The organism is Streptomyces sp. NBC_00335, assembly GCF_036127095.1.
Taxonomy (GTDB): Bacteria; Actinomycetota; Actinomycetes; order Streptomycetales; family Streptomycetaceae; genus Streptomyces.
On record NZ_CP108006.1, the window covers coordinates 14,282 to 40,307 of the forward strand.

The 26,026-nt window shown below is 71.0% G+C and carries 26 protein-coding genes, 1 tRNA gene and 1 pseudogene; 18 read left to right on the top strand and 10 right to left on the bottom strand.

Annotation, left to right across the window (positions count from 1 at the left end):
- The first annotated feature begins 18 nt into the window (after positions 1 to 18).
- The 8 genes and pseudogenes from OHA37_RS00100 (at position 19) to OHA37_RS00135 (ending at position 4,422) form a co-directional block, all read left to right on the top strand.
- Positions 19 to 267 (top strand): hypothetical protein, encoded by a 249-nt coding sequence (locus tag OHA37_RS00100; RefSeq protein WP_266914671.1) that lies wholly within the window; start codon positions 19 to 21, stop codon positions 265 to 267.
- A pseudogene (locus OHA37_RS00105) lies at positions 248 to 550 on the top strand (WhiB family transcriptional regulator); the annotation flags it as partial. The gene OHA37_RS00100 and the pseudogene OHA37_RS00105, both read left to right, overlap by 20 nt.
- A complete protein-coding gene (locus tag OHA37_RS40725) occupies positions 545 to 1,081 on the top strand; it encodes an RNA polymerase sigma factor (protein WP_443046281.1) in 537 nt (178 codons plus the stop codon). The pseudogene OHA37_RS00105 and the gene OHA37_RS40725, both read left to right, overlap by 6 nt.
- Positions 1,078 to 1,380, top strand: a complete 303-nt coding sequence (locus OHA37_RS00115; protein ID WP_266914673.1) for a hypothetical protein — start codon at positions 1,078 to 1,080, stop codon at positions 1,378 to 1,380. Before OHA37_RS40725 ends, OHA37_RS00115 begins: the two co-directional genes overlap by 4 nt.
- A gap of 795 nt (positions 1,381 to 2,175) precedes the next feature.
- Positions 2,176 to 3,012, top strand: a complete 837-nt coding sequence (locus OHA37_RS00120) for a YVTN family beta-propeller repeat protein (protein WP_266914675.1) — start codon at positions 2,176 to 2,178, stop codon at positions 3,010 to 3,012.
- A gap of 34 nt (positions 3,013 to 3,046) precedes the next feature.
- Positions 3,047 to 3,253: a hypothetical protein gene (locus tag OHA37_RS00125; RefSeq protein WP_266914916.1), complete on the top strand. Its 207-nt coding sequence runs from the start codon at positions 3,047 to 3,049 to the stop codon at positions 3,251 to 3,253.
- A 153-nt stretch (positions 3,254 to 3,406) separates the two neighbouring features.
- Entirely contained in the window at positions 3,407 to 3,976 is a 570-nt protein-coding gene (locus OHA37_RS00130) for a hypothetical protein (protein WP_266914677.1), read from the top strand.
- A 170-nt stretch (positions 3,977 to 4,146) separates the two neighbouring features.
- Positions 4,147 to 4,422, top strand: coding sequence for a hypothetical protein (locus OHA37_RS00135; protein WP_266914679.1), 276 nt, complete (start codon positions 4,147 to 4,149; stop codon positions 4,420 to 4,422).
- 567 nt (positions 4,423 to 4,989) lie between these two features.
- Here the strand turns inward: OHA37_RS00135 and OHA37_RS00140 are convergent.
- The 4 genes from OHA37_RS00140 to OHA37_RS00155 form a co-directional block, all read right to left on the bottom strand.
- Positions 4,990 to 5,652, bottom strand: a complete 663-nt coding sequence (locus tag OHA37_RS00140; RefSeq protein WP_266914681.1) for a hypothetical protein — start codon at positions 5,650 to 5,652, stop codon at positions 4,990 to 4,992.
- Positions 5,653 to 6,025: 373 nt separating this feature from the next.
- Complete coding sequence (locus OHA37_RS00145; RefSeq protein ID WP_266914683.1) at positions 6,026 to 6,607, bottom strand: YdeI/OmpD-associated family protein; 582 nt, start codon at positions 6,605 to 6,607, stop codon at positions 6,026 to 6,028.
- A gap of 260 nt (positions 6,608 to 6,867) precedes the next feature.
- Positions 6,868 to 9,249 carry an ABC transporter permease gene (locus OHA37_RS00150; protein WP_266914685.1) on the bottom strand — a complete coding sequence of 794 codons (2,382 nt, stop codon included), beginning with the start codon at positions 9,247 to 9,249 and terminating at the stop codon, positions 6,868 to 6,870.
- A complete protein-coding gene (locus tag OHA37_RS00155) occupies positions 9,249 to 10,016 on the bottom strand; it encodes an ABC transporter ATP-binding protein (protein ID WP_266914687.1) in 768 nt (255 codons plus the stop codon). The genes OHA37_RS00150 and OHA37_RS00155 overlap by 1 nt, the downstream gene beginning before the upstream one ends.
- A 109-nt stretch (positions 10,017 to 10,125) precedes the next feature.
- Here OHA37_RS00155 and OHA37_RS00160 point away from each other — a divergent pair, with 109 nt between their 5' ends.
- Both OHA37_RS00160 and OHA37_RS00165 read left to right on the top strand, forming a co-directional pair.
- A complete protein-coding gene (locus OHA37_RS00160; protein WP_266914689.1) occupies positions 10,126 to 11,346 on the top strand; it encodes a sensor histidine kinase in 1,221 nt (406 codons plus the stop codon).
- Complete coding sequence (locus OHA37_RS00165) at positions 11,331 to 11,978, top strand: response regulator (RefSeq protein WP_266914691.1); 648 nt, start codon at positions 11,331 to 11,333, stop codon at positions 11,976 to 11,978. The genes OHA37_RS00160 and OHA37_RS00165 overlap by 16 nt, the downstream gene beginning before the upstream one ends.
- 78 nt (positions 11,979 to 12,056) lie before the next feature.
- On the opposite strand, the gene OHA37_RS00170 is transcribed toward OHA37_RS00165, so the two are convergent.
- Positions 12,057 to 12,362, bottom strand: coding sequence for a DUF1330 domain-containing protein (locus OHA37_RS00170; protein WP_266914693.1), 306 nt, complete (start codon positions 12,360 to 12,362; stop codon positions 12,057 to 12,059).
- 188 nt (positions 12,363 to 12,550) lie between these two features.
- Here OHA37_RS00170 and OHA37_RS00175 point away from each other — a divergent pair, with 188 nt between their 5' ends.
- Entirely contained in the window at positions 12,551 to 13,453 is a 903-nt protein-coding gene (locus OHA37_RS00175; RefSeq protein ID WP_266914695.1) for a LysR family transcriptional regulator, read from the top strand.
- A 159-nt stretch (positions 13,454 to 13,612) separates the two neighbouring features.
- Here OHA37_RS00175 and OHA37_RS00180 read toward each other — a convergent pair whose 3' ends face one another.
- Complete coding sequence (locus OHA37_RS00180; protein ID WP_266914697.1) at positions 13,613 to 15,493, bottom strand: serine/threonine-protein kinase; 1,881 nt, start codon at positions 15,491 to 15,493, stop codon at positions 13,613 to 13,615.
- A 17-nt stretch (positions 15,494 to 15,510) separates the two neighbouring features.
- Complete coding sequence (locus OHA37_RS00185; RefSeq protein WP_266914699.1) at positions 15,511 to 15,750, bottom strand: hypothetical protein; 240 nt, start codon at positions 15,748 to 15,750, stop codon at positions 15,511 to 15,513.
- Positions 15,751 to 15,952: 202 nt separating this feature from the next.
- On the opposite strand from OHA37_RS00185, the gene OHA37_RS00190 reads away from it, so the two are divergent.
- Complete coding sequence (locus OHA37_RS00190; RefSeq protein ID WP_266914701.1) at positions 15,953 to 18,523, top strand: helix-turn-helix domain-containing protein; 2,571 nt, start codon at positions 15,953 to 15,955, stop codon at positions 18,521 to 18,523.
- 35 nt (positions 18,524 to 18,558) lie between these two features.
- Here OHA37_RS00190 and OHA37_RS00195 read toward each other — a convergent pair whose 3' ends face one another.
- On the bottom strand, positions 18,559 to 20,082 hold the full coding sequence (locus OHA37_RS00195; RefSeq protein WP_266914703.1) for a pyridoxal phosphate-dependent decarboxylase family protein: 1,524 nt from the start codon (positions 20,080 to 20,082) through the stop codon (positions 18,559 to 18,561).
- Entirely contained in the window at positions 20,072 to 21,484 is a 1,413-nt protein-coding gene (locus OHA37_RS00200) for an MFS transporter (protein ID WP_266914705.1), read from the bottom strand. Before OHA37_RS00200 ends, OHA37_RS00195 begins: the two co-directional genes overlap by 11 nt.
- Positions 21,485 to 21,773: 289 nt before the next feature.
- On the opposite strand from OHA37_RS00200, the gene OHA37_RS00205 reads away from it, so the two are divergent.
- Positions 21,774 to 21,847: transfer RNA gene (locus OHA37_RS00205), tRNA-Met, on the top strand.
- Positions 21,848 to 22,097: 250 nt separating this feature from the next.
- The gene (locus OHA37_RS00210; RefSeq protein WP_266914707.1) at positions 22,098 to 22,484 is read left to right on the top strand and encodes a DUF6415 family natural product biosynthesis protein; all 387 of its coding nucleotides are present in this window, start codon (positions 22,098 to 22,100) and stop codon (positions 22,482 to 22,484) included.
- 52 nt (positions 22,485 to 22,536) lie between these two features.
- On the opposite strand, the gene OHA37_RS00215 is transcribed toward OHA37_RS00210, so the two are convergent.
- A complete protein-coding gene (locus OHA37_RS00215) occupies positions 22,537 to 23,430 on the bottom strand; it encodes a DUF4437 domain-containing protein (RefSeq protein ID WP_266914709.1) in 894 nt (297 codons plus the stop codon).
- A gap of 79 nt (positions 23,431 to 23,509) precedes the next feature.
- On the opposite strand from OHA37_RS00215, the gene OHA37_RS00220 reads away from it, so the two are divergent.
- The 4 genes from OHA37_RS00220 (at position 23,510) to OHA37_RS00235 (ending at position 25,962) form a co-directional block, all read left to right on the top strand.
- Positions 23,510 to 24,067 (top strand): TetR/AcrR family transcriptional regulator C-terminal ligand-binding domain-containing protein, encoded by a 558-nt coding sequence (locus tag OHA37_RS00220; RefSeq protein WP_266914711.1) that lies wholly within the window; start codon positions 23,510 to 23,512, stop codon positions 24,065 to 24,067.
- Positions 24,068 to 24,238: 171 nt separating this feature from the next.
- Positions 24,239 to 24,628, top strand: a complete 390-nt coding sequence (locus OHA37_RS00225; protein WP_266914713.1) for a hypothetical protein — start codon at positions 24,239 to 24,241, stop codon at positions 24,626 to 24,628.
- 96 nt (positions 24,629 to 24,724) lie between these two features.
- On the top strand, positions 24,725 to 24,931 hold the full coding sequence (locus tag OHA37_RS00230; RefSeq protein ID WP_266914715.1) for a hypothetical protein: 207 nt from the start codon (positions 24,725 to 24,727) through the stop codon (positions 24,929 to 24,931).
- 344 nt (positions 24,932 to 25,275) lie between these two features.
- A complete protein-coding gene (locus tag OHA37_RS00235; RefSeq protein WP_266914717.1) occupies positions 25,276 to 25,962 on the top strand; it encodes an SMI1/KNR4 family protein in 687 nt (228 codons plus the stop codon).
- Positions 25,963 to 26,026: the final 64 nt, after the last annotated feature.

The following is a 26,026-nucleotide window of genomic DNA, read 5'->3' on the forward strand; positions in this document are numbered from 1 at the left end:
TCGATCGGAGCCCCAGCGATGGCGGAGTACGAAATTGCAGCCCTCACCGTCGGGGCCGGATACCTCGTGAGTGTGCTGCGGACCTGGATCCGCGTACGCGGCCACACCACCATGGCTCGCACGCGCAGCAGTCACCGCAGCGAGATGGTCCGGGGCCTGCCGAGCGGCAGTCGCGTCACGGATGAACACGACAAGATCACCGTTGAGGTCGGGAATCCGCAAACGGTCGAGAAGCAGGGGGGAAACAGTGTCACCGTGGGTGTCTGACTGGTCGGGGCAGGCGTCCTGCCGGACCACCGACCCGGACGAGCTGTTTGTGGCATCCCAAGCAGACAACCGGTCGAAGGCGGTATGTACGGGCTGCCCCGTGCGGACGGAATGCCTCGCCGACGCACTCGACAACCGGGTCGAGTACGGCGTGTGGGGCGGTATGACCGAACGGGAACGGCACGCCTTGCTTCTCCGACGCCCTTCGGTCGCGTCGTGGCGCAGGCTGCTGATGACCGCGCGCACCGAGTACGAGCTGAGTACCGGGACCCTGGTCCTGGAAAAGGGACAGCCAGGGCCGTCACAGGACCAACAGGGATTGTCCGAGGAACAGGAGCAGCGGTACGAGACCCTCTTCCGGGCCCGTTTCACGCCGACCGTCGCGTTCCTGATCGCCGCCGGCGCGGGAAGGCACGACGCCGAGGACGCTGTCCAAAGCGCTTTCGTGCAACTGGCCCAGGCGTGGACATCGGTGACGCACCCCCAGGCCTGGCTACGAAAGACGGCGTGGCGGATGTGGCTGAAGGCCAAGGGGAAGGAAAAGACCTGGGCATCGGACCCCGCCGACCTTCCCGACACGGCTGTTGCGGACCGGAGCGGCGACATAGCAGAACAAATCGACCTGGTGCAGCTGCTGCGGCAGCTCCCCGTTCTCCAGCGGACCGTCATGGCCTTCGAAATCGACGGATCCACACCGACGGAGACTGCGGAGGCCTTGGGAATGCCGGCGCCGAACGTCCGTCAGAATCTGGTCCGCGCACGTCGCAGCCTCGATCGCATGCTTCAAGAAGAGGACGCAGGAGGCGCACTATGAGCAATTCGCCCAGGCGGAGCGCCGCCCGACCCCTGGATGAAACGCTGGCCTTGGCCATGCAGCGTCTGACCAACGCCCTGACTCCGACCACGGATGTCGACAGCAGGCTGGCAGCCGCGCGCTACGCAGCCACGCTTCCCCCCGCACCCCACATCAAGACCAGCGTCGACAAGCTCCTTGAGCAGGGCCGACGGGAACTGCACGCGACGCTTGAAGCCACTACGGACGTCGAAAGCCGCTTGATCTTGGCTCTGAGTGAAATCGACCTGACCCCGCAGGACGACAGAACCAGCGAATAGGGAATCGGGGATAGGGCAGGCAGGCACATCGACAGTCCGGCACGGGGAGGAAGTGCCTACCGCCCCCGCCATACCCACTGTGCGGATCGCCCTCGCCAGCAGCAGGCAAGGCGTTCCGCCGACAGCTGGCCCAGCTCACGCGCACACCCGCGGCCGCCAACAGCGAAGGGCGACCCCCGTCGGGGCACCGCAGGCCCCTGGGGGCCGAGGAGCCTCATGGGTACCGTGCTCCTCGACTCCGGCCGGCCGACCGACATCCAAGTCGATCTCCTCCCCGCGCCAGACCCAATCCGCTGATCACGGGCCGAGGCCGAGAACTCCGACGGCTGCGCCCGTCCAGCGGACCGGCGCAGCCGTCACGCCGATGGCCCCTCCATGCACGCCGCGGCGCAGCCGAGCGCCTGGCCGCCCTGCCCAGATGATCCGAACGAGACGGCCTAGGTTCTGCCTCTTTGGTCAGCGTCAGGTCCAGATGAGGATGCCCGCGAGGTGGAGTGCGCGCCTGGTAGGCGATGGCGATCTGGTCGGACGGCTGCGGGATGACCGCCCGGATTCCCCGGCGCCGGAGCGGCAGCCCGCCGCGGGAGCATCCGAGGTTGTGCCCTGGGAGGGTTGCCCAGGGTGCGGCCGGTGTAGACGGAGTCGGCGTAGGCGGCGGCCGCGATGCGCCGTTCGGTCAGCCTGAGCGTGAGCCTTACGTGGCTTTCCGCTCCCGAGTCTTAGCGTGGTCCCATGACGAGGAGTCAAGACCTGGCGCAGCGAGCAGCCGTGGTGCTCTGAGTGACAGCGGCGCTAATGGCACCGGGAAACCTGGCCGGCGCATCCGTCGGGACGACGGCAGTCGGGCTGTCCCCGCGGCCTGATGCCCTCGTTTACATCGCCAACCTCCACTCCGACACGGTGTCGGTCGTCGACACCGGAACCGGCATGGTCGTGGACAGCGTTCCCGTCGGGGACGGACCGGACAGCGTGGCCGTCAGCCCGGACGGCTCCCGCGTCTATATCACCAATTCCGCGTCGGACACCGTATCGGTGATCGACGCCCGTACCAGGACGGTCATCGCCACCGTCGCTGTCGGTGACGAACCGAGCAGAGTGACGGTCTCTCCCGACAACCGGAACGTCTACGTCGCCAACGTCGGGTCGGACAACGTGTCGGTGATCAGCACCCGCACCCGTGCCGTGACGGACACCATCGCGGTGGGCGATGCCCCGCTGGGCGTGGCGGTGACACCCGACGGATGCACCCTGTACGTCGCCAACGCCGCGTCCGGCACCGTCTCAGTGGTCCGCACCGCCACCCGAACGGTCACCGGCACCATCCCTGTCGGCAGCGGACCGACCGCTCTGGTACTCACCCCCGATGGCCGCCGCCTGTACGTCTCCAACCTGACCTCGGACGACGTGTCGGTGGTCGACGTCCATGACGGCGCGGAAACGGACCGCATCCCGGTCGGGGACCAGCCTGCGGGAATCGGGGTGCGACCGGACGGGCGACAGGTATACGTCGCCAACATCGGGTCCGACACCGTGTCCGTGATCAGCACCCGCGGCCGCGCCGTCACGGAAACCGTCGCCGTGGGAGACGGCCCCAACGGCCTCGCCGTCGGCCCGGACGGCTCCCTCGTCTAACGTCAGCAACTTCGACTCGAACACCCTGTCGGTCATCGACACCTCGACAGCCCGCGTAACGAACACGGTGACCGTGGGTGGCGGGCCGACCGGCGTGGCAGCGGTACAGGGAAAGCGGGCACGGCCCGAGGTCCGAACACCGATCCGGTGCAGCTCGCCTGAGCAAGGCACCGCTAGGCCGTTTCGTTTGGATCATCGGACTGACCACAGGAAGATGAGAAGCGGCCGCTCAGCGCCCTAGCGTGCACCTGCCCGTCCGCACCGAACACCCCCTCACCCGTGCTCGGGACCTCGACGGCGAACTCGCCTTCACGCGCCCTGTATCGGAGCGGAAAGATCAAGATCGCCTGGTGCTCTGGAAGGCGGCCATTGTTGCCGAGGTCCGGCAACGACTTTGAACCGTCCCTATGCCAAGCTGCAGGCCATGGGGTGGACATTCAAATGGCACGGCGGAATCGCGACCGTGCTCGGGGCCGTGCTGTTGGTGCTGGCCGCGCTCACCTGGCTTCCTGGATCCTTGCCGCTGAGCGGGTTGAGGTGGCTGGTGCCAGTGATTTTCGTGCTGTTGTTCCCAATCTTCATGTCTGCCTTGGTGCGTGGGATCGTGACGCGCGCGGACCGGCACTCGCTGTGGCTGGCAGTCCGGTGCCTGTCCGGCAGGGTGCAGCTGACGCTTGGGGCATTGGCCTTGGCGGGCGTCGCGATGACCATCATCAGTTTCGCCGCAGAGAGGAACTTGCAGTCGGCCGAGGTAAAGGACGGCCGCTACTTCGCCTTCGACACGACGCCGTATGCGCGGGGCACGGTCGAGATCACCCAGAGCCGGTACGAGGCAGTCCTGGAGAGTGATCAGCGCATCATGTTCGCGATCCCAGGCGTGCTCTTCGTCGGCGCCGCAACGTCCGTCCTGGCATCCGGAGAGATTCGGCGAGCAGACCGTGGATCTGTGCCGACGCGGCCGTGATGGCCGCTTGGTTCCAGCCCGCCCGATACGGGTTTCCTGCTGCTGGACGATGGCGGACCACCAGGATCGGCCCCCGGCAGCCGGTACTCACACCGCCGACATGACACAAGCCGGCTGTCGGCGCGGCTCGTCAGTACTCGGTACCTGCGTCTGAGTAAAGGATTCCGAGCATGTCGTTGCTAGCGGTTCAGAATGAGGCGTCTCCGGACGTGTTCCTGTTGATCTGGGGGATCCTGGCCGTTGCGCTGGGAGGGGTGTTCGCGTCGCGGCGCGGGTCTGCCCGGATACGCGCGCTGGTGGTGGAAGGCCTTGAGCGGAGCCCACGGCAGCAGAGCCAGACTCGATCAGTACCGCCGCAGCGATTCGTGCGGATTGTGGGTGCGCTCTTCGTGGTTTGCGGCCTCGTCGCTGTGCCAGTGTCGCTGGTGATGATGACCCGTGGGTGACGCAGCGCGAGGCTGGCAACGGCGTGTGGCGGCCATCGCCTGGCTTGTCATCGCGGTGGTACTGCTTGGGACGGCAGGCTTCTCTGCGGTGACGGCCGCCGTGCAACTCGGCCTGATCGGGAAGGAAGATCACCTGGTGTTGACCGCTTGCGAAAGGGTGGTCGGCGGGCGCGGGGGAAGCTATATCGAATGTGCAGGGCACCTGGCGAGCGAGCGTACCGGGGGCGTCCACAAAGTGCGTGTGGTAGCCGATCACAAGCCTGGAGAGACCCTCGCCGTGGCTCGGACGCCTTGGGGCTCATATGTTCCGACGAATCCCGACTTCACGACTGCTGCCACAGCTGTGATTGTCCCCCTGTTCCCTCTGGCCGGTGGCATTGTCTGCGGGTGGCTGGGACTAAGAGGTCGTATCAGTTGGTGCAGAAGTCACATGCCGCGGGCTGGACCGTACGCCTCGCGTGCGGGTTGCCGTTGCCGCGCTGGCCGTGTATGTCTGCCTCGGGTGCGGGACTCCGCCGCGCACGCACCCCGTCCCGGGCAGGTCGTGTTCGACGGCGCCCGATGCGCTCAGCCGAAGCGTTTGATCTTGGGGAACTTCGCGGTGGTGTCGACGTAGTACTTGCGGATCAGCGGGCCGAAGCCGCCCTCCTGGTCGCCGAGGATCATCGACTTGACGACCCGCAGGCTCTTCGCCGCGGTGAACTCCTCCGGCTTCGTCTCGGGCTCCCCCTCGACCAGCGTCTTCCACGCCGCCCGGGACTCCGTCGTGGCGCTGACGTCCGGGTCGAGGCCCAGGTAGTAGACGCGGTCGTCGGCCTCCTTCCCGACAGCCAGGAAGACGATCACGTGGAATCCGCTGGTGAACTTGCTCTTGGCCCCGCCCACGTGCTCGGCCGGACCGTTGACGTACACGGCGCGCTCGGCCTTCAGGGCCGTGTCGATGCCCGTCCACGCAACCGAGGCACTGAGGACCGACCCGAGGTCTGCGGGCGTGAAGAGCCCCTCCTTCCCGGGGCTCAGCAGAGCGCCTACCTCCTTGGCGCGCCCTTGGCAGTTGACGTCCATCATCTTCCCGAAGGCGGAATCGACCGGCATCTGCAGCCAGCACGCGAGGCGCTTGAGGCCGGTGCTGCCCTCCGTCTCGTCCACCGCCTTCGCGATCCGGTCCCTGATGTCCTTGAGCGCCGGCGTGGGCTTGTCGCCGGCCTGAACGTACGCCTGCTCGATCACGAAGCATCCCCCGAGTCCGGGCTCCACTTGGACCCCACCATGACGCACGGAGCGTACCCATGAAGGAGCGGAGCGTGAAGACCGCGGGGCCAACGCCGTGCCGCAGCAGTGCCGTTGGGGGGATCCTCAACATCGGACGCGCTGCGGCCCGGGTCACGTCACGGGGTGACGGCAACTCCCCCGGCAGCGGATCGCCCAGCCGCGCGCCCCGACAGCGGGTCTGGAAGGCGGTCACGGCGGAATCGGCGAACAGTCATCCGTGTGGCCGAGCTGCCCGAGCAGTTCGAGCGCTGTCCCGAGCTGCATCCGCTCCATCTCATCGGCCACCCAAGCGTGGCGGTGGCCGTGCGGGCCCTCGCACCGCAGGCGGAACTCATGATGGCCGCTCGGACCTCGCCATCGTCGCCACCATCCGCTCCAGGCGGGCCAGCCGGGTCTTCTCGGTGCGGGCGGTGACCAAGCTGAGGTACAGGGCAAACTGGTCGGATTTGCCGAGCGTCTCGTAGAACGCCCGGGCCGCCGGGTTCGCGTCGAGCGCCTCGACGAGATCCGGCGGTGCGGTGGCGTTCTTCTGCGAGGCGTATGCCGTCGCCCAGCGACCGTCCGCCCGCGCTGCCTCGACCTCGGCGAGGCCGCGGGGGCGCATCCGTCCCTCGGCGATCAGGGCCTGGGCCTTGTCGACGTTCACCTGCGACCAGGGCGAGCGGGGGCGGCGGGGTGTCGTGCGCTGCAGGAAGTACGTGTCGTCGAAGCCGCGCCGCAGACCATCGATCCAGCCGAAGCAGAGCACCGTGTCGACCATCTCTTCCCAGGTGAGCGACGGGATGCCGGAATGCTTCTTGGCGATCTTCACCCAGAGCGCGGTCCGCTCCCCGTGATGCTCGTCGAGCCACGCCTCCAGCTCGGCCGGGCTCGCGGGGACAAGAATCTCGACGCCGTCCTCGTATTTCTGCATAAACCGCAGGCTAGAGGCTATGTAGGACAGATTCTGACCTCTTCACAGCCGGCTCCGACGTCGGCAGCCTGCGGGTCTCTCTGCCTCTGGGTCACCTAGAACTCGACCCGCTGGTTCTCCTGCGGGTTCCTCAACCCCGCGCCCACGATCGCGCTGAAGCCGTGCTCCGGGCGCGCGCGTACGCGAGCGGCGGCCCCGGGAGGGTGTCGCCGGGGCCGGCGTCTTGGTGTGCAGCATGGCCTCGCGGGCGTGCGTGCCGTCTATGCGGTCTTCCTTCGCAGCGTCTGCCAGGTGACCGTGACCCCGGCCGCGATCGCCGCCAGCATGGTGCCGATGACTGCCCAGGTGATGGCTCCGGTGTTCAGGGTCAGGTCCACGTCGGAGGAGGTGGCCTGCGAGAGGCCGGAGGCCATGCCTGCCAGCGGGGGCAGCGTCACCAGGATGCCGAGGGCGGCGCCGACGGTGACGACCATCGCGGTCTCGCCGACCGACAGGAGGAGCAGTTGGCGGACGGTGCCGCCGGCGGACTTCATGACGGCGAAGTCTCGGCGCCGGCCGTGGGCTGCCATGGCCATGCTGTTGGCGACGGCGATCACGCTGTAGCCGACCGCGATGAAGATGAGCATGTCGGCCAGGCTGTCGGTGAGCTGGGAGTCGGTGTTGTAGTCCGCGAGGGCGTACTCCGTGGCGTCGTGCAGGGTGGTGCCGGGGACGGCGTCGGACGCCTCGGCTCCGGCCGGGACGAAGATGTCGTCGGTGAGCGCGGCCGGGTCGTGGGCCCGTACCAGGTCACGGGCGACCACGAAGTCGCCCCGGGCCGGGTCGTCGGGCAGTACCGCGCCGACCTTCAGGGTGACGGTTGTGCCGTCGGCGAACCGGACCGGGACGTTGCCGCCCTGCTTCAGGCCCAGCTCCTTGGCGGTCCGCTCGCCGAGGACGGCCTGGCCCGGCTTGTTCCACCGCTGGTCGCGGGTGCCCAGGACGTCCAGGACGGCTCGCGCGTCGGCGGCCGCGGAGACGAAGGCGCGGGTCGGCAGGGCGGCCTTGCCCACCGGGTTGGCGGCGACGACCTCGTCGGTGTTGCCGGGGGTGCCGGCCGGGGTGACGATCGTCTGGCCCGAGACCTTGAGGGCCTCGCCCGCCGGGTAGGCCACCCGCATCGTCTCCACGATGCCGCTGAGCAGGACCGCGAACCCGACGGCGGCGATCACGGGGGCCACCAGGGAGGCGACGCGGCGGGAGTTGGCTACGAGTTCGGCCCGGATCAGGACCGGAGCGGCCGATCCCCCGCGCTGGAACGGCGCGGTCAGGGCGCGGCCGATCGGGCCCACGAAGACGGGGGTGAGCAGGGCCGCCGCGACGATGAGCGTCATGGTGGCGAAGATCGCCATGTTGATCCGGTTGTCGGCAGCGGTGGTGGCGGTGCCGATGGCGAGGACCACACCGGTGCCCAGGACTGCCAGACCGGCGATCCAGCGCCCGCGTCCCATGGTGTTGTTGGCGGACCGGCTGTCGAGCAGGGCCTCGATCGGGGCCACCTTCGCGGCCTTGCGGCCGGCCGCCCAGGCCCCGATGACGCTGACGCCGACACCGATCACGGTGGCGGTGAGCAGCGGCCAGGCGGAGACGGTGATCCCCATGTTCGGCGGGGCCACGTCGAGGTCGATCAGGATGCCCCGCAGCAGTGGCGTGGCGGCGACGCCGGCCAGGCATCCCGCGATCGAACCGAGTGCGCCGACCACGGCGGCTTCACCGAGGATCATGCGGCGGACCTGATCGGGTCCGGCGCCGATGGTCCGCAGCAGGCCGATCTCCCGGCGGCGCATGCCGGTCGCCAGGACCAGCATGGAGGCGACGACGAAGACCGTGGTGAACAGGCCGAGGATCGCCATGGCGCTGATGAGCTGGACGCCGAGGAAGCGCTTGTGCTCGATGTACGCGGGCTGGAGTTCGGAGCGGCCGTCTCCGGAGACCACGGTGCCCTGACCGTCGAGGACCTTTCGGGCTCCGGCGGCGATCGCGGAGGCGGAGGCGCCCTCGTCGGCGATCAGGGCGATGGCGCGGACGCCGGGCTGCTGCTCGGCGGCGAACGCCTCGCTGAAGTAGTAGCCGGGGCCGTCCACGGTGCCGACGACGGTGAACCGCTCGCGGCCCTTGGCGATGTTGACGGTGAGCTCGCTGCCGACGGCCGCGTCCAGGGCCCGGTCGACCACGACCTCGCGGTCGCCGAACGGGGCCCGGCCGGAGAACAGCTCGTAGGGCGCCATCCGGGCGCTGTCCCAGCCGTGACCGGATTCCAGGGCTCCCTCGTCGGTGACGGGCTCGTCGCCGACGATCGCCTGGGCGTAGAAGGAGCGGTCCACCACGACGGAGGCCACTCCCGGAACCGCATCGAGTCCGGTCAGGAGGGGCGCGGCCTCGTCCTTGCTCCAGGGGATCCGGTCCTCGGGGCTGCCGTCCGCGTCGAGGGCCTGCTCGGGCAGGGCCAGGGCGGCGGTGCCGGCGTACCGGGGCTGGACGGTGGGGCGGGAGGAGTCGTAGATGACCAGGGTGGTGGTGATGAGGGCAACGCCGACCAGGACGGCGATGAAGGCACCGAGGAATCCGGACCAGCGTTCGCGGACGTTCGCGAGGATCAGCATCACGCCTCCAGTCCGGCCATGTGGGCGGCGATCGCGGCGGCGTTGGCGCTGCCCGGGTCCCGGCTCAGCGGTACGCGGTCGGCGATGCGGCCGTCCTTGAGGAAGACGACGACGTCGGCCTCGGCCGCCGCGACCGGGTCGTGGGTGACCATCAGGGTGGTCTGGCCCTGCTGATCGACCAGCATCCGCATCATCTGCAGCACCTCTTTGGAAGTGACGGTGTCCAGGGCGCCGGTGGGCTCGTCCGCGAAGAGCACGTCGGGCCGGGTGACCAGGGCGCGGGCCAGGGCGACGCGCTGCTGCTGGCCGCCGGAGAGCTCGCTGGGGCGGTGGCCGGCGCGGTCGGCGAGAGCGACCGCGGCGAGCGCGTTCGCGACCTGCTCGCGGCCGACCCTGCGGCCGGCGAACCGGGACGGCAGCTCCACGTTCTGGGCCGCCGTCAGCGACTCGACGAGGTTGAAGGCCTGGAAGACGAAGCCGATGTGGTCGCGGCGGAGCTTGGTGCGCTCCTTCTCGTTCTGCCGGCCGATGTCCACACCCGCGAGCACGATCCGCCCGTCGGTCGGCTGCTCCAGTCCCGCCGCGCATTGCAGCAGGGTGGACTTCCCGGAGCCGGAAGGGCCCATGATCGCGGTGAAGGTGCCGCGCGGGAAGCCGATGGAGACGCCGTCCAGGGCGGTCACGGAGCGATCGCCGGCGCCGTGGACCTTTCGTACTCCGTGGAGCTCGACCGCGTCCTGTACGGGGGTTCGCCTCGTTGTCGTCATGGGTCGATTCCACTGCACGAGGGGTGCGCGGGGCACTGACCCACCCTCTACTTCCGAGGTAGAGACAGCTCTACCCCTCGGGCTTCAAGGGCCGGGTTACGGTGAACCCATGCGTCCTACAACGGCCTGGCAGGCCATGGCTCAGCGTCCTTTGAGCTTCCTGACCTCGAGCTGGCCTTGGCGGTCCCTGGCCTATCTGACCGGGGGCGTCGTGGTCGGCGCGGCGGCCGTCCTGGTCTTCGCCGCCGGTCTGGCGGCGGGGCTGGCGCTGCTGGTGGTGCTGGTCGGCGTCGCGCCCCTGGTGGGGCTGGTACTGGCCTCCACCGTGGTGGCCTCGGTGGAGCGCCGCAGGCTGCGGCTGGTGGACCTCGATCACCTGCCCGATCCGCACCGCCGGCCGGACGGGCCGGGACCGAAGGACTGGGTGGCCACCCGGCTCAAGGAGCAGGTGACCTGGCGCGAGTTGGTGTTCACGCTGGTCTCGGCGGCCGCGCTGTGGTGGCTGGACCTGCTGGTGCTGGGCTTCTCCTTCGGGGTACCCGCCGTGACCATCGCCTCGGTGGACGGCGAGACCTGGCCCTGGACGGTCTTCGGCGGGATCGTGCTGCTCGCCTCGCCCTACACCGTGACCTCGTGGGCGGGGGCGCGGGCCGCCATGGCGCGTACCTTCCTGGCGCCGCGCGACCGGGAGCTCGGCGAGGAGCTGCGCGAGGTGCGTGCTTCGCAGTCCCGCCTGCTGGACTCCTTCGACGCCGAGCGGGTGCGGATCGAGCGCGATCTGCACGACGGGGCGCAGCAGCGGCTGGTCTCCCTGGGGATGACCCTCGCGATGCTGCGGCTGGACACCCCGGACGGCTCTCCCCAGGCCGAGTTGCTCACCAAGGCGGAGGGCCAGCTCTCCACCGCCCACCAGGAGTTGCGGGCCCTGGTGCGGGGGCTCAACCCGCCGGTGCTGGCCGATCACGGGCTGGTCGCGGCGATCGAGGACTACGCCGGCCGCTTCCCGATTCCGGTCACGGTGGACCTGCGGCTGCCCGAGCGGCTGCCCAGGAAGCTGGAGACGACCATGTACTACCTGATCAACGAGGCCATGACGAACATCGCCAAACACAGCGGGGCCAGTGGCGCGCAAGTGCGGGGCCGCTACCATTCCGACTTGTTGATCTTCGACATCACGGACGACGGCCGCGGCGGCGTCGATCCGGAGGCGGGCAGCGGCGTGACCGGGCTCGCCGACCGGGTCGCGGCGCTCGACGGCCGGATGCGGGTGTCGAGCCCGGTCGGTGGTCCCACCCTGCTGCATGTGGAGGTTCCGTGTCGCATCGCCTGATCGTGGCGGAAGACGCCGTCCTGTTGCGCGAGGGCCTGGTCGGGCTGTTGCAACGGGTCGGGCACGAGGTGGTGGCCGCGGTCGGCGACGCCGACGCCCTGGTCTCGGCCGTGCGCGCGGAGCGGCCGGACCTGATCGTCACCGACGTGCGGATGCCGCCGTCGATGGGCGACGACGGCCTGCGGGCGGCGGTGGGGCTGCGCGAGGAGTTCCCCGGGCTGCCCGTGCTCGTCCTCAGCCAGTACGTGGAACGCTCCTACGCGTTGGGCCTGTTGGACTCGGGCGGCGGGGCCGGGGTGGGCTACCTGCTCAAGGAGCGGGTGAGCGCGGTGGCCGATTTCACGGCGGCGATCGATCGGGTCGCCGCCGGCGGGACGGTGGTGGACCCCGAGGTGATCCACCAGCTAGTGAGGCTGCAGAAGGACCCCCTGGAACGGCTCAGCCCGCGTGAACGCGAGGTGCTCGGGCTGGTCGCGGAGGGCCGGACCAACGCCAGTCTCGCCGCGCACCTGTTCATCAGTGAGGCGGCCGTGAACAAGCACATCGGCAACATCTTCGCCAAGCTGGACCTGCCGGTGGACACCGATGGCCACCGAAGGGTGCTGGCGGTCCTCGCCTTCCTGCGGGCATGACGGGACCCCCGTCCTTCCCGGGGGTCCGGCGGGACGGGGATCCGGCGGGACGGGGGGACGGGGGTCCGGTCCACGTGGTCAGTCGATGCCTTCGATGATGCGGAAGTCGCGCTCGACGCCGTCGGGGAGGGCCACCCGCGCCTTCTGGTACGCCTCGCTCTCGTATGCCGCGACGGCCTGTTCGAAGCTGTCGAACTCGACCAGGACGACGCGTTGCGTGATTCCGGCCTCGTGGGCGACCACTCGACCGCCACTGGACGGGATCCGGGACAGGAGGCGCCCGCCCGCGGCCTGGACAGCCGGACCGGCCAGCTCGTCGTAGGCAGTCAGCCCCTCAGGGTCGGAAATCGCGGGGTAGACACTGACCCAGTAGCCCTTGGCCATGGAAGCCTCCTGTGTTCGGCCGGACACGTCCGACTTCGAATTGACACTCAGATCGACCGGTCCCGGCGACGGGTTCTGCGGTCAGTCGCATCGTCGTATGCGCAGGTTAGGGCTTGATCTGCCGTCTAGGGAAAGACCGGTACGGGATAGGCTCAGAACGGATCGTTATCAATCGGCGGGGAGGGCACGTGGCGCCGGACACGGTGAGCCTGCGGTACTTCCTGGTGCTGGCGCAGGAGTTGAACTTCACGCGCGCGGCCGCACGGATCGGTATCGCACAGCCCGCACTCAGCGCCCGGATGCGCCGGTTGGAGGCGGAACTCGGTACGGCCCTGCTGGTCCGCAACACCCGAAGCGTCGTGTTGACCACGGCCGGTGCGGCTTTGGCGGAGTCCGCGCCGCCCGCGCTGGCGGCACTGGACCGGGCCTGGGACACCGCCCGGAGCACGGCGGCCGGTGAACTGGGCACGCTGCGCATCGGATACAGCCTCAGCGCCGGGGCCGAGACGGTACCGGCCCTGGTGGACAGACTGATGCGCGGCAACAGCGGACTCCAGGTCCGCGCGGACCCGATGGCGACACCGGAGATCTCCCCCGCGGTCGCCGACGGCCGCATCGATGCCGGGATCACCCGCGGTGAACAGCCGGGCCCTGGCGTGCGCCGGGTCCTGCTGCGGCGGGCGCGCATCGGAGTCCAGCTGGCGCAGCACCATCCGCTGGCCGAACACCCGGAGATCGAGATCGCCGACGCGGCCGCGTACCCGCTGCGACTCCCGGACCGTGCGGCCAACCCCGTGATCCACGATCAGCTGTCCGCACTGTTCCGAGACATCCGACCACGCCCCCGATTCCACACGCCCGCAGTCTCTTTCGACATGTCTCAGCGCGACCTGCGCGACGGGGCCACCCTCGCCCCGGCCGGCGAAGCCGCGGCCACGGTACAACCGGCCGGTCTCACCTGGCGACCACTGCGGGGCGCGCCCAGCCTGACGATCCATCTGGTCCTCCCGCGCGAGCAGTCGCCACTGCACCGCCGCATCCGTGCCGTCGCCAAGACCCTGGCGCACGAGCTGAACTGGCTGCCGGGCTGACGCGCAAGAGGTCAAGCGAGACGGACGCCCGCGGTGGCGAGGCCGAAGAGCTTGCGCCCGGCGGACTTCGCGGTGATGACGACGGCGGGGGTATTGCTGAATGGGCGTCACGCGGCCTCACCGCGAACGATCCCGGGGTCTCTCGGATCCGGTCAGGCGTCAGGTGTTGCGGTAGAACATCGTGCACACCAGTACCGAGTTGTCGGTCATCAGCCAGGCGCGGTAGTCGGTGGAGTCATTCTGGTTGCGGCGGCAGTTCGCGGCGCTCGCGTCGGCCGGGGCGCGGTAGACGCCGGTGATGTGCAGGACGTAGTCGTAGTCGGCGGGGATCCTGGTGGCCTTGCAGTCCACGAGGGTGAAGGTGCCGAGCTGGAGGCTGTTACTCGGCCCCTTCCCGAGGACGCAGTAGCCGACGTGGAAGATGCGCGTCAGGCAGAGGTTGGTGGTCTTGTAGCGCCAGTTCGTCCGGCCGTTGCCGCTGGGGCAGTCCCCGTTGACGACGGAGCTGATCTGGACGTGGGCCTGCTCGGTGTCGCAGCGGACGGGGCCGGGCGGGACGTCCACGTTCCACTTGCCCGGGTACCCGGTGGCGTAGAGCAGCAGGCAGGAACCCTGCCGGACGGCACGGAAGGCCTCCTCAGTTCGGTCACGAGTGGGAGTGGGGGTCGGGGTGGGAGTGGGAGTGGGGCGGACCGTGTCGCTCGTGCTCGAGCCCGTCTTCGCCTCCGGCGTCGGGGTGGGCGCGGGGGTACGCGTCGGCGTGGGCCTCTCGGACGGAAAGGGGAGTCCCCTGGGGGTGGAGGCGGGTGTGGTGGCCACGGAAGGGGTGCTCCGCGCGTCGGCGGACGCCCCCTGCGTGAGCGTCCACGGCTGCCAGACGAGCAGCGCGATGGCCAGGAGCACGGCGACGGCCCAGCCGGCCGTGCCGCTGCTCCCTCCGGTACCTCCTGTACCGCCCTCACCACCAGCACCGGCGTTCCGAGCCAGCCTGCGCAGTTCGGCTTCGCGGCGACGGCGGACCTCCTCGGCCCGGCGCTGCCGCTCCTGGCGGACGGCCGCCTCCCCGGGGTCGGTGAGTACGGGGATGCGCGGCGGCGCGTGCCCTGCGACGGCTCCACCCGCCGCGGAGCCGGTCGCGGTGCGGTCCGCGTCGAGGGCGCGCCCGTGGGCCTCGTACGCCGTGATCGTCGCCGTCCACTCCACCGGCAGCCAGCGCCGCCCGCGCCTGGGCGCGGAAACGGCGGTCGCCAGGACAGTGGCGAGGTCGGGACGCCGGCGCGGCTCGAACGCCAGGCACGGCTCGATCAACGGGGCCAGGCTGGTGGGCAGGCCGGTCAAGTCGAGCCTTCCGCCCTGGACATGAGCCAGCAGCACCATCGAGGACTCCACCTCCCGGTACGGCGGGCGCCCCACGGCGAGGTGGAAGAGGGTGGCCCCCAGGGAGAAGACGTCCGACGCCTCGGTCGACGCCTCGCCGCGCGCCTGCTCCGGAGAGGTGAAGGCGACGGTGCCCAGGGTGAGCGACGTACGCGTGCGTTCGACGGCGTGCGAAATGCCGAAGTCGATCAGGAGCGGGCCGGTCAGCGGCAGCAGGGTGTTCTGCGGTTTGACGTCCCGGTGGACGACCCCGCTGCCGTGCAGGGACATCAGTGCCTGCACCATTCCCGCGGCGACGGACGGCACGGCCCAGGCGGCCAGCGGCCCCTGCTCGCGTACGAGATCGGCAAGGGACGGGGCGGGTACGTACTGGATGGCCATCCAGGGCCGAGGGGCTCCGGGGTCGGCGTCGAGTACGCGGGCGGTGTACGCGGCGTCGACGCGCCGGGCCAGGTCCACCTCCCGTGCGAACCGCTCCCGGTCGAGGCGCTCCACGGGGCCGTGGGCGAGCAGAGTCTTGACCGCGACGAGCGGGCCCCCCGCCGCCGGGCGCGCCAGATAGATCCGGCCCATGCCGCCGGAGGCGAGCCGCCACAGCAGGCGGTAGCCGCCGAGGCGTCGGGGATCTTCGGCGCCGAGACTCTGTACTGCGATACCGGTCATGATCGCCTCCGCTTCGGTCAGCGCCCGCAGGCGGAAACGATGATCAGTAAGGAGAGGCCGAGGACGGCCGCGGTCGTGCAGCCCACACAGCCCGTGCCTTCCCCGGCGGGGGCTTTGGCGGCGGTCTCCACCTGGCCGCCCAGGCGGAGTCCGGGGTGCCGGATGGCGTAGTGGTCCGTGTGCCCCCGTTCGGCCTCGGACTCGGTGCCCCAGGGGGTCTTGAATCCGCATTCGCCGCACCAGAACCGGTAGGTCATCACTCTTCTCCTCGGGTCTGCGGAGGGCGGCCGGTGGTGGTGGGGCGGGTGGCCGCCGGAGGACTCCTCCTGCTCCGAGCGTGGTGTCCGCGCAGGTCGGGGTACAGGTCATGGCACCGGTCACGTATGACCGGTCGCCGCCCGCTACGCTCGCCTGCGATCCGGGCCGGTCCTGCGGCCCCGGTAGGGGAGGGATCGCCGCGTGCCGTCCGATCGACTCGTGCGACTGGCCTCGTTGTTGAAGCTCATGCGGCAGCGGTCGGGGCTGACGCAGGAGGAGTTGGCCGCGAAGTCGGGGGTGAGCGAGAGCACCATCCGGCGGCTGGAGAGCGGCAGGGCCCCGAACCCGACGCTGCTCTCGTTGGAGAAGCTGCAGGAGGCGCTGGCGGCCGGGCCCGAGGACCGCAGGGAGCTGGCCGAGCTGCTCGCGAGCGGGCGCGGCGTTCCGGCTCACCCGGACGGGGTGGTGGGAGAGCTGGGCGGGGCGCATGGGGAAGGCACCGCGGATGAGCCTGGCGAGGTGCAGCCCGGGCGGCTGCGGTCCCCCGCGGCCCCTTCCGCGGCGCTGGTCCGGGACGAGGTGCTGTCCGCGGCCCGTGACGTGGCGCTGGAGATCCGGCGCCGCTGGCGGCTGGAGGAGGAACGGCGCCGGGTCCACGACCCCTTCCCGCTGCCGGTGCGGTGGCGGCGTACCGACCCCGCCCTCAGCGATCACGAGGCAAACGTCGAACGTCTCCCGCCGGGCGCCGCGGCGCCCGACCGCGACGACCTGGGCGGCGACCTGCCCATGGTGGCCGATTTCTACCGGCGCAGGCACTCCGGGCGCCTGGTGGTCCTCGGCCGGGCGGGCTCGGGAAAGTCCGTGCTCACGATCCGGTTCGTGCAGGACTTCCTGGAGACCCGCACCGCCCTGGACCGCGTACCCGTGATCTTCAGCATCGGCTCGTGGGACCCGACGGCCAGGACCCTGCGCGCGTGGATGACCGAACGGCTCGTACGGGACCACCCGCACCTGGCGGTTCGCGCGGCGGGCACATCGATGGCCGGCGCCCTGATCGAGGCCGATCTCGTCCTGCCGGTCCTGGACGGGTTCGACGAGATGGCGGAGGGGCTGCGGGGCAGGGCCCTGGAGCGGCTCAACGAGTTCTCCTCGCCGCTCCTCCTGACCAGCCGGCGCGAGGAGTTCGCCGAGGCGGTGGACACGGCGGGCACGCCGCTGATCTGGGCCACCGTCATCGAGCTCGCGGACCTCACCGTCGACGACGTCGCCGCCTACCTGCCGCGAACCGCCCGGCGGAGCGGGGGCCGGGGCGGCGGTCACGGCCGGGGCGTGTGGGACGCGGTGACGGAGCGGCTGCGCGAGCGGTCCGAAGAGGGCGATGGCAACGATGGCAGTGGCAGTGGCAGTGGCGCAGGGGAGCCCCTGACCGGAGCCCTGCGCACCCCCCTGATGACCGCCCTGGCCCGGACCCTCTACAGCGAACGGACCGGGGCCGACCCGGCCGAGCTGCTGGACGCGGAGACGTTCCCCGACGAGAGCTCCATCGAGGAGCACCTGCTCGCCGGCTTCGTCCCGGCGGTCTACCGGCGCCGTGCCCCGGGGGCGGAGCATGCGCGGAACTGGGATCCGGACCGGGCCGAGCAGTGGCTCGGCTACCTCGCTCACCATCTGGCACACCCCGACCGGGAACGCCAGGACCTCGCCTGGTGGGAGATCGGCGACTTCCTGCCGCGCCGGCAGCGCGTACTGAGCGTGGCGCTGACCGCCACCCTCTGCGCCGCCCTCAGCACCTGGGTGATCGGCCTCCTGATCGGCCCGCTCTCCGCGTGGCGAACCCTGTTGGAGGGGGCGCTGATGGGCCCCGCGGCGGGGCTCGCCTTCGCGGCCGTGTACGGGGGCATGATCGCCCGGGGCGACGGCACCTTCGAGCCCACCCGTGTACGCCTGCGCCTGCCGGGCGGCGGTCCGGGGCCGGATCCCGTACGGGGCGCCGTGGCGCGGGGTCCGGGCGTACGGGGTCCGGCGCGCGCACCGCTGCGGGTGTTCACGGCGCGGTTCGGCGCGGTCATGGCGGGCGGGTTCGTGATGGGCGTGGGCTGCGCCTGCGCCCTGGCGGTCGAGCGGCAACTGGCGTACGGGGCCCTGGTGCTGAACCTCGAGGTCCTGGAGGGGGTGGCCGTGAACATGCTCGTCTTCGGCCTGATCTTCGGTGCGGGGGCCGGGCTGGTCTTCGGGCTGCTGGCGGCTTTCGAGGCGCCGCTGGACGTCGCCTCCGTAGCGGACCCGATCAGCCTGCTCGCCGCCAACCGGGCCACCGTCCGCCGACAGGTCGTGGCGCTCGTCCCGCTGCTCGCCCTTTCGGTCGCCTTCGGCGGCGGACTGATCGTGACACTGCTGGACGGCTTCCTCGGGGACCTGAACTGGGAGGCGTGGGACGGGCTCTTCATAGGGACGGTCGTCGGTCTCGGGGGCGGGGTCTCGTACGCGCTGTCGTTCACCGCGTGGGGGCGCTGGGTGGTGCGGGCCAGGCTGTGGCTGCCGATGACGGGCAAACTGCCGTGGGACACGGCCGCGTTCCTGGACGATGCCTACCGGCGCGGGGTGCTGCGCCAAGCGGGCGCGGTGTACCAGTTCCGCCACGTACGCCTCCAGCACCACCTGGGCCGCACGTACCGGCGCCGCCAGGCCCAAAGGTCGCAGCGGTGGGCGTCGGTGGGAGCGGGGCGCGGGCCGACCGCATCGCCGAGGGGCGCGAGGCGGACGAGGCGGTGACGGGCCCCCGGCCCCGGCCCACTGGCGGCCGGTGATCAGACGCGGAAGACCGATCCCACGAACTCCGCCAGGAGGCGTTCCTTCAACGGCCCCGGCAGTGCGTCCAGCAGCATGAGGACGGGAGCCGTCCGGGCGGGCAGCTTCCCGTCGCCGCCGAGGCCCGCGAAGGCCAGGACGCCGGCGATCTCGTCGGGTCCGAGGGTCTCCGGGTCGAGGCCGACGGCCAGCTCGACGAGACCCGGGTCCACGGTCACCGGCGGGAGCGCGCGGGCCGCGGCGAGGGCGGCAGCGAGGTCCGTGACCAGGGCGTCCACCTGGCCGACGGTGGCCGGGGTCAGGGTGAGGTGCAGGTTGGGCGGCAGGCCGTCGAAGGAGAGCTGGGGCTGCAGGTACCAGCCGCGCTCCCGCATCTCGTCGGCGAGGTGCAGCAGGAGGCTGAGGTCGGGTGCCGCCTCGTACGCCGGTCCGTCATCCTGTGTACCGCCACCCTCGGCGGCGTCGCCCCGGGGGGCCCCGGCTGTGAACGCCACCAGCCCGGCGGCCGGTTCGCCCAGGACGCGCAGGCCGTCGATCCCGCGCAGCCCCGAGAGCAGCCGGTCCGACGCCTCGGCCACCCTTGCGGCCAACGCGGTGTAGCCGTCCTCACCGACGTACTGGAGCACCGCCCATGCCTGGGCCAGCAGGCCGCCGGACTTCGTGCCCTGGACCGTCGGGTTGACCACCGGGTAGCCGGGCCAGCCCGCGTGGGCGAAGTACTGGTACCGGCGCAGTTCGGCGTCCCGGTACAGGACGACGGAGGCGCCCTTGTCCGCGTACCCGTACTTGTGCAGGTCCACGGAGAGCGAGGTGACTCCGGGCACGGACAGGTCGAAGGGCGGGACCTCGCGTCCGGCCCGCCTCAGGTGGGGCAGGAGCCAGCCGCCGATGCAGGCGTCGACGTGGCAGAGCACGCCGCGCCGCGCGGCGGCCGCTGCGATCTCGGGCACCGGGTCGATCACCCCGTGGGCGTACGAGGGCGTCGAGGCGACCACGAGCGCCGTGCGGTCGGTGAGGGCGGCGGCCATGGCGTCGGCGTCGGCGCGGAAGGTGACCGGATCGACGGGGACGACGACGGTCTCCAGCCCCAGGTAGTGGGCGGCCTTGTGGAAGGCGGCGTGCGCGGTGGACGGGAGCACGAGCTGCGGCGCGGTGATCCCCCGCACGGCCCGCGCGTGGTCCCGTGCGGTCTTCACCGCGAGCAGGATGCTCTCCGTCCCGCCGCTGGTGAAGGTGCCCTGGGCGCCGGGTGCGCCGAGGACCGCCGCGACGGCGCCCACTAGGTCGTTCTCCAGCCGGGCCACGCTCGGGAAGACGGTCGGGTCGAGCCCGTTGACGGTGGCGTACGCGGTGTAAGCGGCGGCGGCCAACTCGTCGAGGCCGTCGAGGCCGGCGTCGTAGACGTAGGCGAAGGTCCGGCCACCCCGGGTGGGCGCGTCGCCCTCCCGCAGGGAGCGCAGTTCGGCGAGCACGTCGTCCGGGGTGCGGCCGCCCGGCAGGGCGCGGGTGGGTTCAGTCGACACGGGTGTTGTTCTCTTCCTGCCGGGGCGGTTCGGACGGTACGGGTACGGGGTCGTGCGCGCCGACCCCGGCGGGGTCCTCGCGGTAGCGGTGCAGCAGCCACAGACTGGCGGCGGTGAGGACGGCGGGGAGGACGCTCATGCCCGCCGTGATGCCGGTGAGGGCCGCCTCGGGCTGAGCCACCCGGTGGTCTGCGTCGGAAGAGCGGAACCCGGTCACCGCGAGGACCAGGGCGAAGACTCCCGCGCCGAGCGCGAACGCCAGGGTTTCGGCGGCTGTCCACAGCCCGGTGAACGTCGCGGCGCGGCGCTTGCCGGTGCGGGCCGCGTCCGCGGCGAGGGTGTCCGCCAGCATGGTCAGCGGGAGCAACTGCAGTCCGGCGTACGCCACTCCGACGACCGCGACCGCCGCGTAGCCGAGACCTGCCCCGGCCGTCGGGGTGAGGGCGAGCAGCAGGGCGCCGACGAGGAACAGCAGCGAGGCGGCCCACTGCGCGTTCTTCACGCCCCACCGCCGGGACAGCCCGCTCCACAGCGGCATGACGAGGACGAGGGGGCCGATCAGGCACGCGAAGAGCGGGGTGACGGCGGTCGGCGAACCGAGGGTGTACGTGGCGAAGTACTGCACGCCGGCGAGCATCACGCCGACGGCGAGGGCCTGCAGCGTCCACATACCGGCGAGATGGAGGAACGGCCGGTGGGACCGGGCGGTCGCCAACTGGGCGCGCAGCGACGGCTCGGACTCGCTGCGGGCGGCCCGCGGTGCCCATCGGGTGGTGAACCAGGCGCCGAACATGCCGAGGGCCAGCAGCACGGCGACGGCGGCCCCCATCAGCCGGTAGCTCGCCGGACTGCCCCCGTCGGCCTGCGCGAGGGCCGGAGCGAGTGCTCCGGAAAGCAGGATCGCGACGCCCAGAAAGCCCACCCGCCAGCCGAGGATCCGGCCGCGTTCGGCGGGGTCCTCGGTCATCTCGGCGGGCATGGTCACGTACGGCACCTGGAAGACGGCGTACGCGGTGGCGGCCAGCAGGAAGACCACGGCCACGTATCCGGCGGCGGCGGCGCCGCGCAGCGGGGGCGCCGCGAACAGGAGGGCGAACAGCGGGGGCAGGGTGCACGCGCCGGCGAGCAGGAAGGGCCGGCGGGGGCCGCCGCGCAGTCGGCTGCGGTCGGACACCACACCGACCAGCGGGTTGATCAGGACGTCCCACGCCTTGGGCAGGAAGACCGCCGCCCCGGCGACGGCCGCCGGGACCGCGAGGATGTTGGTCAGGTAGTAGAGCAGGATCAGCCCCGGCACGGTGGCGAACGTGCCGGTGCAGAGCGAGCCGAGGCCGTACCCGATCCGCACGCGACGCGGCAGGGGCGGAGCCGGCGCGCGGTGGGCACGGAGGTCTGCTGGCATGCGCAGATCATCAGCGAACGGACGAGGGGGTGACAAGGGGTGAGTATGACGGCGGCATGAACTCCACCTGTGGACCCGACCGCCTTGGCCGGCGGATGCCATGCATCCGGTCCCCGGTCGCCCTCGGCGCGGTTCAGCGAAGGTACGCCCGGCCCTGGCTGCTTGCGATACCCCTCCAGGTGCCACTGTGCGTCGAGTACGCGGCACTGACCGGTCTTGGGCAAGACCCCTGAGCAGGGCAAAGCCGTGAGAAGACGGTCCCGCGGTGCCGTAGAGTGGGTTTCAGCGACGCGGGGTGGAGCAGTTCGGTAGCTCGCTGGGCTCATAATCCAGAGGTCGCAGGTTCAAATCCTGTCCCCGCTACTGAACAGAAGGGCCCGGATCCACAAGGATCCGGGCCCTTCTGCCGTACCCGGGAATGCGGCGGACGTCGCGGCACCCTGCCACGTGGCCCTCCCCCGCCGGTGTACAGCGGCTCGCCACCAAACCGGTGCATCCGAAGGGCTGCCGCGAGGCGAAGGGTGAGCGGGCGGCTCGCGGGCGCTCCCCCGCTGCGGGGGACGTCGGCCGGGCTCGGGTGATCCGCTGGACTTGGATGGGGAGGCGGGCTGTCATGGCCGGAGCGGGGATCGTGCAGGATCCGTACGGAGAACTCGGTCATGCTCTGCCGCTGGACCGGGAGGTGCACTTCCGGCTCGCGGCCCAGGTTCTTGCCTGGAATTCCGAGACGGCTCCCCCGCCGGCAGACATCGACCTGGCCGCACTCGAACTGACGGGCCACGCCAGGGTCGTCCTGGACGAGCTGGAAGCCCGGCTCGCCGGTCTGCCGGGCGGCTCCGTACTCCGGGAACTGACGGCACACGCCCTCGCGGATGCGGGACGGCGCCTGGCGGTGACGTCCTCCGGGCTCGGCACCCTGGCCTACGCGCAGGCCAGGGCCCGCCTCGTCAGGGGCCTCCACGGCTCCCTCGACCGCCTGGAGCCGACTCCCCGGATGTAGCAGGCGGGCGATGCGGGAGCGTGGCAGCGCAGTCGGCGGGGAGCGGCCACGCCTACTGGTAGGAGGGGTTGTCCCAGGGGCCGATGCTGCGGGAGCGGACCGGTTCCACGAAGCGCGGCGGGACGCTGTGCGGGTGGTCGGGGCCCCAGTTGGTGGCATCGCCCTCCATGACGACGCGGGCGTCGGAGGTGTACCAGTCCACGAGATCGCTGTCGGAGCGCACGATCCACGTACAGCCCAGCCGCTCGTCGGCGGTGAAGTCGCCGTGCCGGATGAGGGCGGGGCGCCAGAAGTAGGTTCCGGGCCACATCTTGCCGTAGTTGTAGTCGAAGGCGCCGTCGAGGCAGTAGGCCTCTTCCGTGCACGGGTGGTGGGCCAGCGGCTCCTCGCGCCAGCCCGGCTTGGCCTTGATCAGTCGGCTGTAGAAGCCTGACTTCGCGTCGCGGGCCAGCATTTTGATGTAGAGGCCGGGGACCGGTGTGCCGCCGAGATCGAAGCGCATGGGGCTGCCGTCGCGCACGTCGATCCAGGGCATGTCGGAGGTCTGCAGGACGATCAGCTTCTGGTCGGGGCGCAGGCCGGCCCGGTCGGCGTCCGCGAGGTCGAAGCGCCAGTCGCCGTACTCGCGGAACAGCAGGATCTCGGTGCCGGCCTCGGCGGTGACACGAGGGGTGTGGACTCCGGCCGGAGCCATCCAGAATCCCTCGGGGCCGAGCACCGTCTCCCCGACGGTCACGCGGCCCGAGAGGACGTACCACTCGGTGGCCGCGTGGTGGACTCCGGCCGGGCGCGACCAGTCGGTGGTGAAGCGGACCTTCAGCGAGGCCGAGCCGTCCTCCTCGTCGTAGCTGAGGTTGCGCTGGCGGGCAGCGCCCTCCGCGTGTTCGAACTCGCCTGCGTGCCAGATCAGATCTCGCTCGTCCACCAGTTCCACGTGCGGTCGCATGAGGGCTCCTCCCCACTCCGATTTCCGGTACGGAATGTAGCGTTAAATAAAAGCCGATACAAGATGTACCGTTAACCAGGTGACCCAACCCGGCCGTCCCGCGGGACCGACCTCCGAGACCGCGACCGTGGTCCTGACAGCCGCTCTGGAGCTGCTGCTCACCGAGGGCGCGGCAGCACTCTCCGCGCAACGGCTGCACTCCGTGACGGGCGTCTCGCGCTCGACGATCTACCGGCACTGGCCCACGCCGCACGCCGTGCTCGCGGCGCTGATCGAGGTCGCACCGCGCCCTGCCGTCTCCCTCACGGGAGAGGCCCGCGCCGACCTGCACGCCGAGGTGGACGCACTGTGCGACCGGCTTCGTGACCGGCCGGTCGGCGGCTTCCTCCACGCCATCGTCGCGGCGGCGGCCTGGGACTCCACGATGGCCGAGTTGCGGCGCCGGTACGTGGAAGACCTTCTGTCGCCCTTCCATGCGGCCGCTTCCTCCGCCGGTCTGACCGGTGGAGCACGCGAGGACGCGGTCTCCGCGATCGTTTCGCCGCTCTTGCTCGACGCTCTGCTCCTGGACCGGCCTGCGGCGCGCGAGCGCGCGCACCGGACGGTCGACGCGCTCCTGACCCGAATCCCCTCGTAGGCCGGAGCCGCGCTCTGGGCGCTGCGGGCCGTTCGCCGGCGGAGAACTCCTCACCGCCAGCGCCTCCACCTGGACAGATGTCGTAGCCGGCCCGGCTCCCACCTCGGATACCGTGTTCCCCTACGGGGTGCCATAACGGATGTGACGCCCCCACCCGGAGGTAGTCAGCGTATGAGTTCCAAGCGCAGCAAGAATCCAGCCCTGCCCGTACTTGACGACGCATTCCGACTCGCGTCGGTCAAGGACGCCGAAGAGTCGGCCCGTGACTTGGCCGCGCGGCTGGCCACCACCGAGCTGCGTCGCGCCTCCCACCCGGGCCGGGTCACCTGGGACCCCACCGACCAGGCCGAGCCCGTACCGGTCCCGCCGACCGTGGTCGACGGTGACGGGGACCTGTGGCTGCGGGACCGGGGCACCGGCACCTGGACCATGCCCGAGTTCAACCCGAAGGACTTCCCGGACCGCTGTGGCGAGGTTCTGACGTGGACCCAGCTTGCCCGCGAGTTCGGCCCGCTGACCGCACTGGCCGACGACCGCCGCATCGGCGGCGGCCGGCGCTGACCGCGCAGCCTTCTGCGCGACCGCGCCCCTGAAGCGCCCGTTACGGGTGGCTGGGAGCTCCAGCTCACCGCCGAGCTCGACGACGGCGGCGAGCAGGTGAGCTTGGTGGTGGCGTGCGACGGCCTCGAGCAGCGTGGTGCGGGCCTGGCGCCACCCGATGTCCTCGGCGAGGACGTCTTCGTCCGGGTCCTCGAGGGCCTCACGCCGCGGAGCGGCCGCAGCGTCGAAAGCGGCCAGGGCGGCGTGCAGCTCGGCGTCGAGAGCGGCGGCCGAACGCAACGGGGCGCTGATGAGGATGCGTGAAAATGGCTGGGCCCGCGCTTCCGTGACGGCTACGCCGATCCAGCGCGACGGGGCGGTTGGACCTCCCGGTGGCACGTCCACACGTGCCACCGGGAGGGGCTCACCTTCGGGTGACAGCCACCAGCAGCCCGGTGACGGTGGTCATGAGCACCATCACGGCGAGGGCTCCGGTGACCGCAACGGACCAGGCGGGGCGGTGACGGAGCAGGACCAGGGCGGGCTGTGGTTGTGCAGCGCAGTTGGCCCTTGGCCTCGCAGTGGGCTACTGAGCGTTCCGGCTTGTCCCGCAGCCGTGCGTGGTACCTGGGCGGTCCGCTGTCGGTGGTTCCCCGTACGGTCTGCTCATGGTCGATCAGCAGTGGAATGGTGTCCGTCAGCGTGTGGTCGCGTTGGGTGAACTGTCGCCGAGCGGCGAGGTGTTCGGCTCGCACGGGCACCGGTGGGTCCTGGAAGACCCGCTGACCGATGACGGGCTCGCCGACCTCGAAGCGCAGGTAGGTGTGCGGTTGCCGGATGACTACCGGAGCTTCCTCACCTGCGTGGGCGCCGGCGGCGCGGGTCCGGCATACGGCCTTTTCCCCGTTCGGCGCGTGCAGGGCCGCTGGCGCTGGGAAGGGGACGGCGCCGAGCTGGCCGACTTGGCCATGCTCGACCGGCCGTTTCCTGAACACGGCCCGGACCCCGAAGCCCTCGACGCGCTTCTCGCCGTCCGTCCAGAAGAGGAGGACTTCGAGGTCGAGGACTTCGACGACGCCATCGAGGCGTGGGACGAACGCTGGGAATCTCTGATGTTCGCCCCCGAGCGCACCGCCGGCGCCATCGTGATCTCTCACCTCGGCTGCGCCCAGCGGGAGTGGCTGATCATCAGCGGCGCCCACCGCGGCACCGTCTGGTCCGACCTCCGGGCAGACGACGTAGACCTCGTCCCGCTCCTCGACCGGGCCGGGAAGCCGGTCACCTTCGCTCGCTGGTACACCGACTGGCTGCAGGAGGCGGAGCTCACCGCACACCAACCGGCTCCGAACGCCTGACGCAGAATGGCGGGCAGGACACTTCAACGTCGACACGATGAGTGCTGTAGCTGGCCTTGAGCGC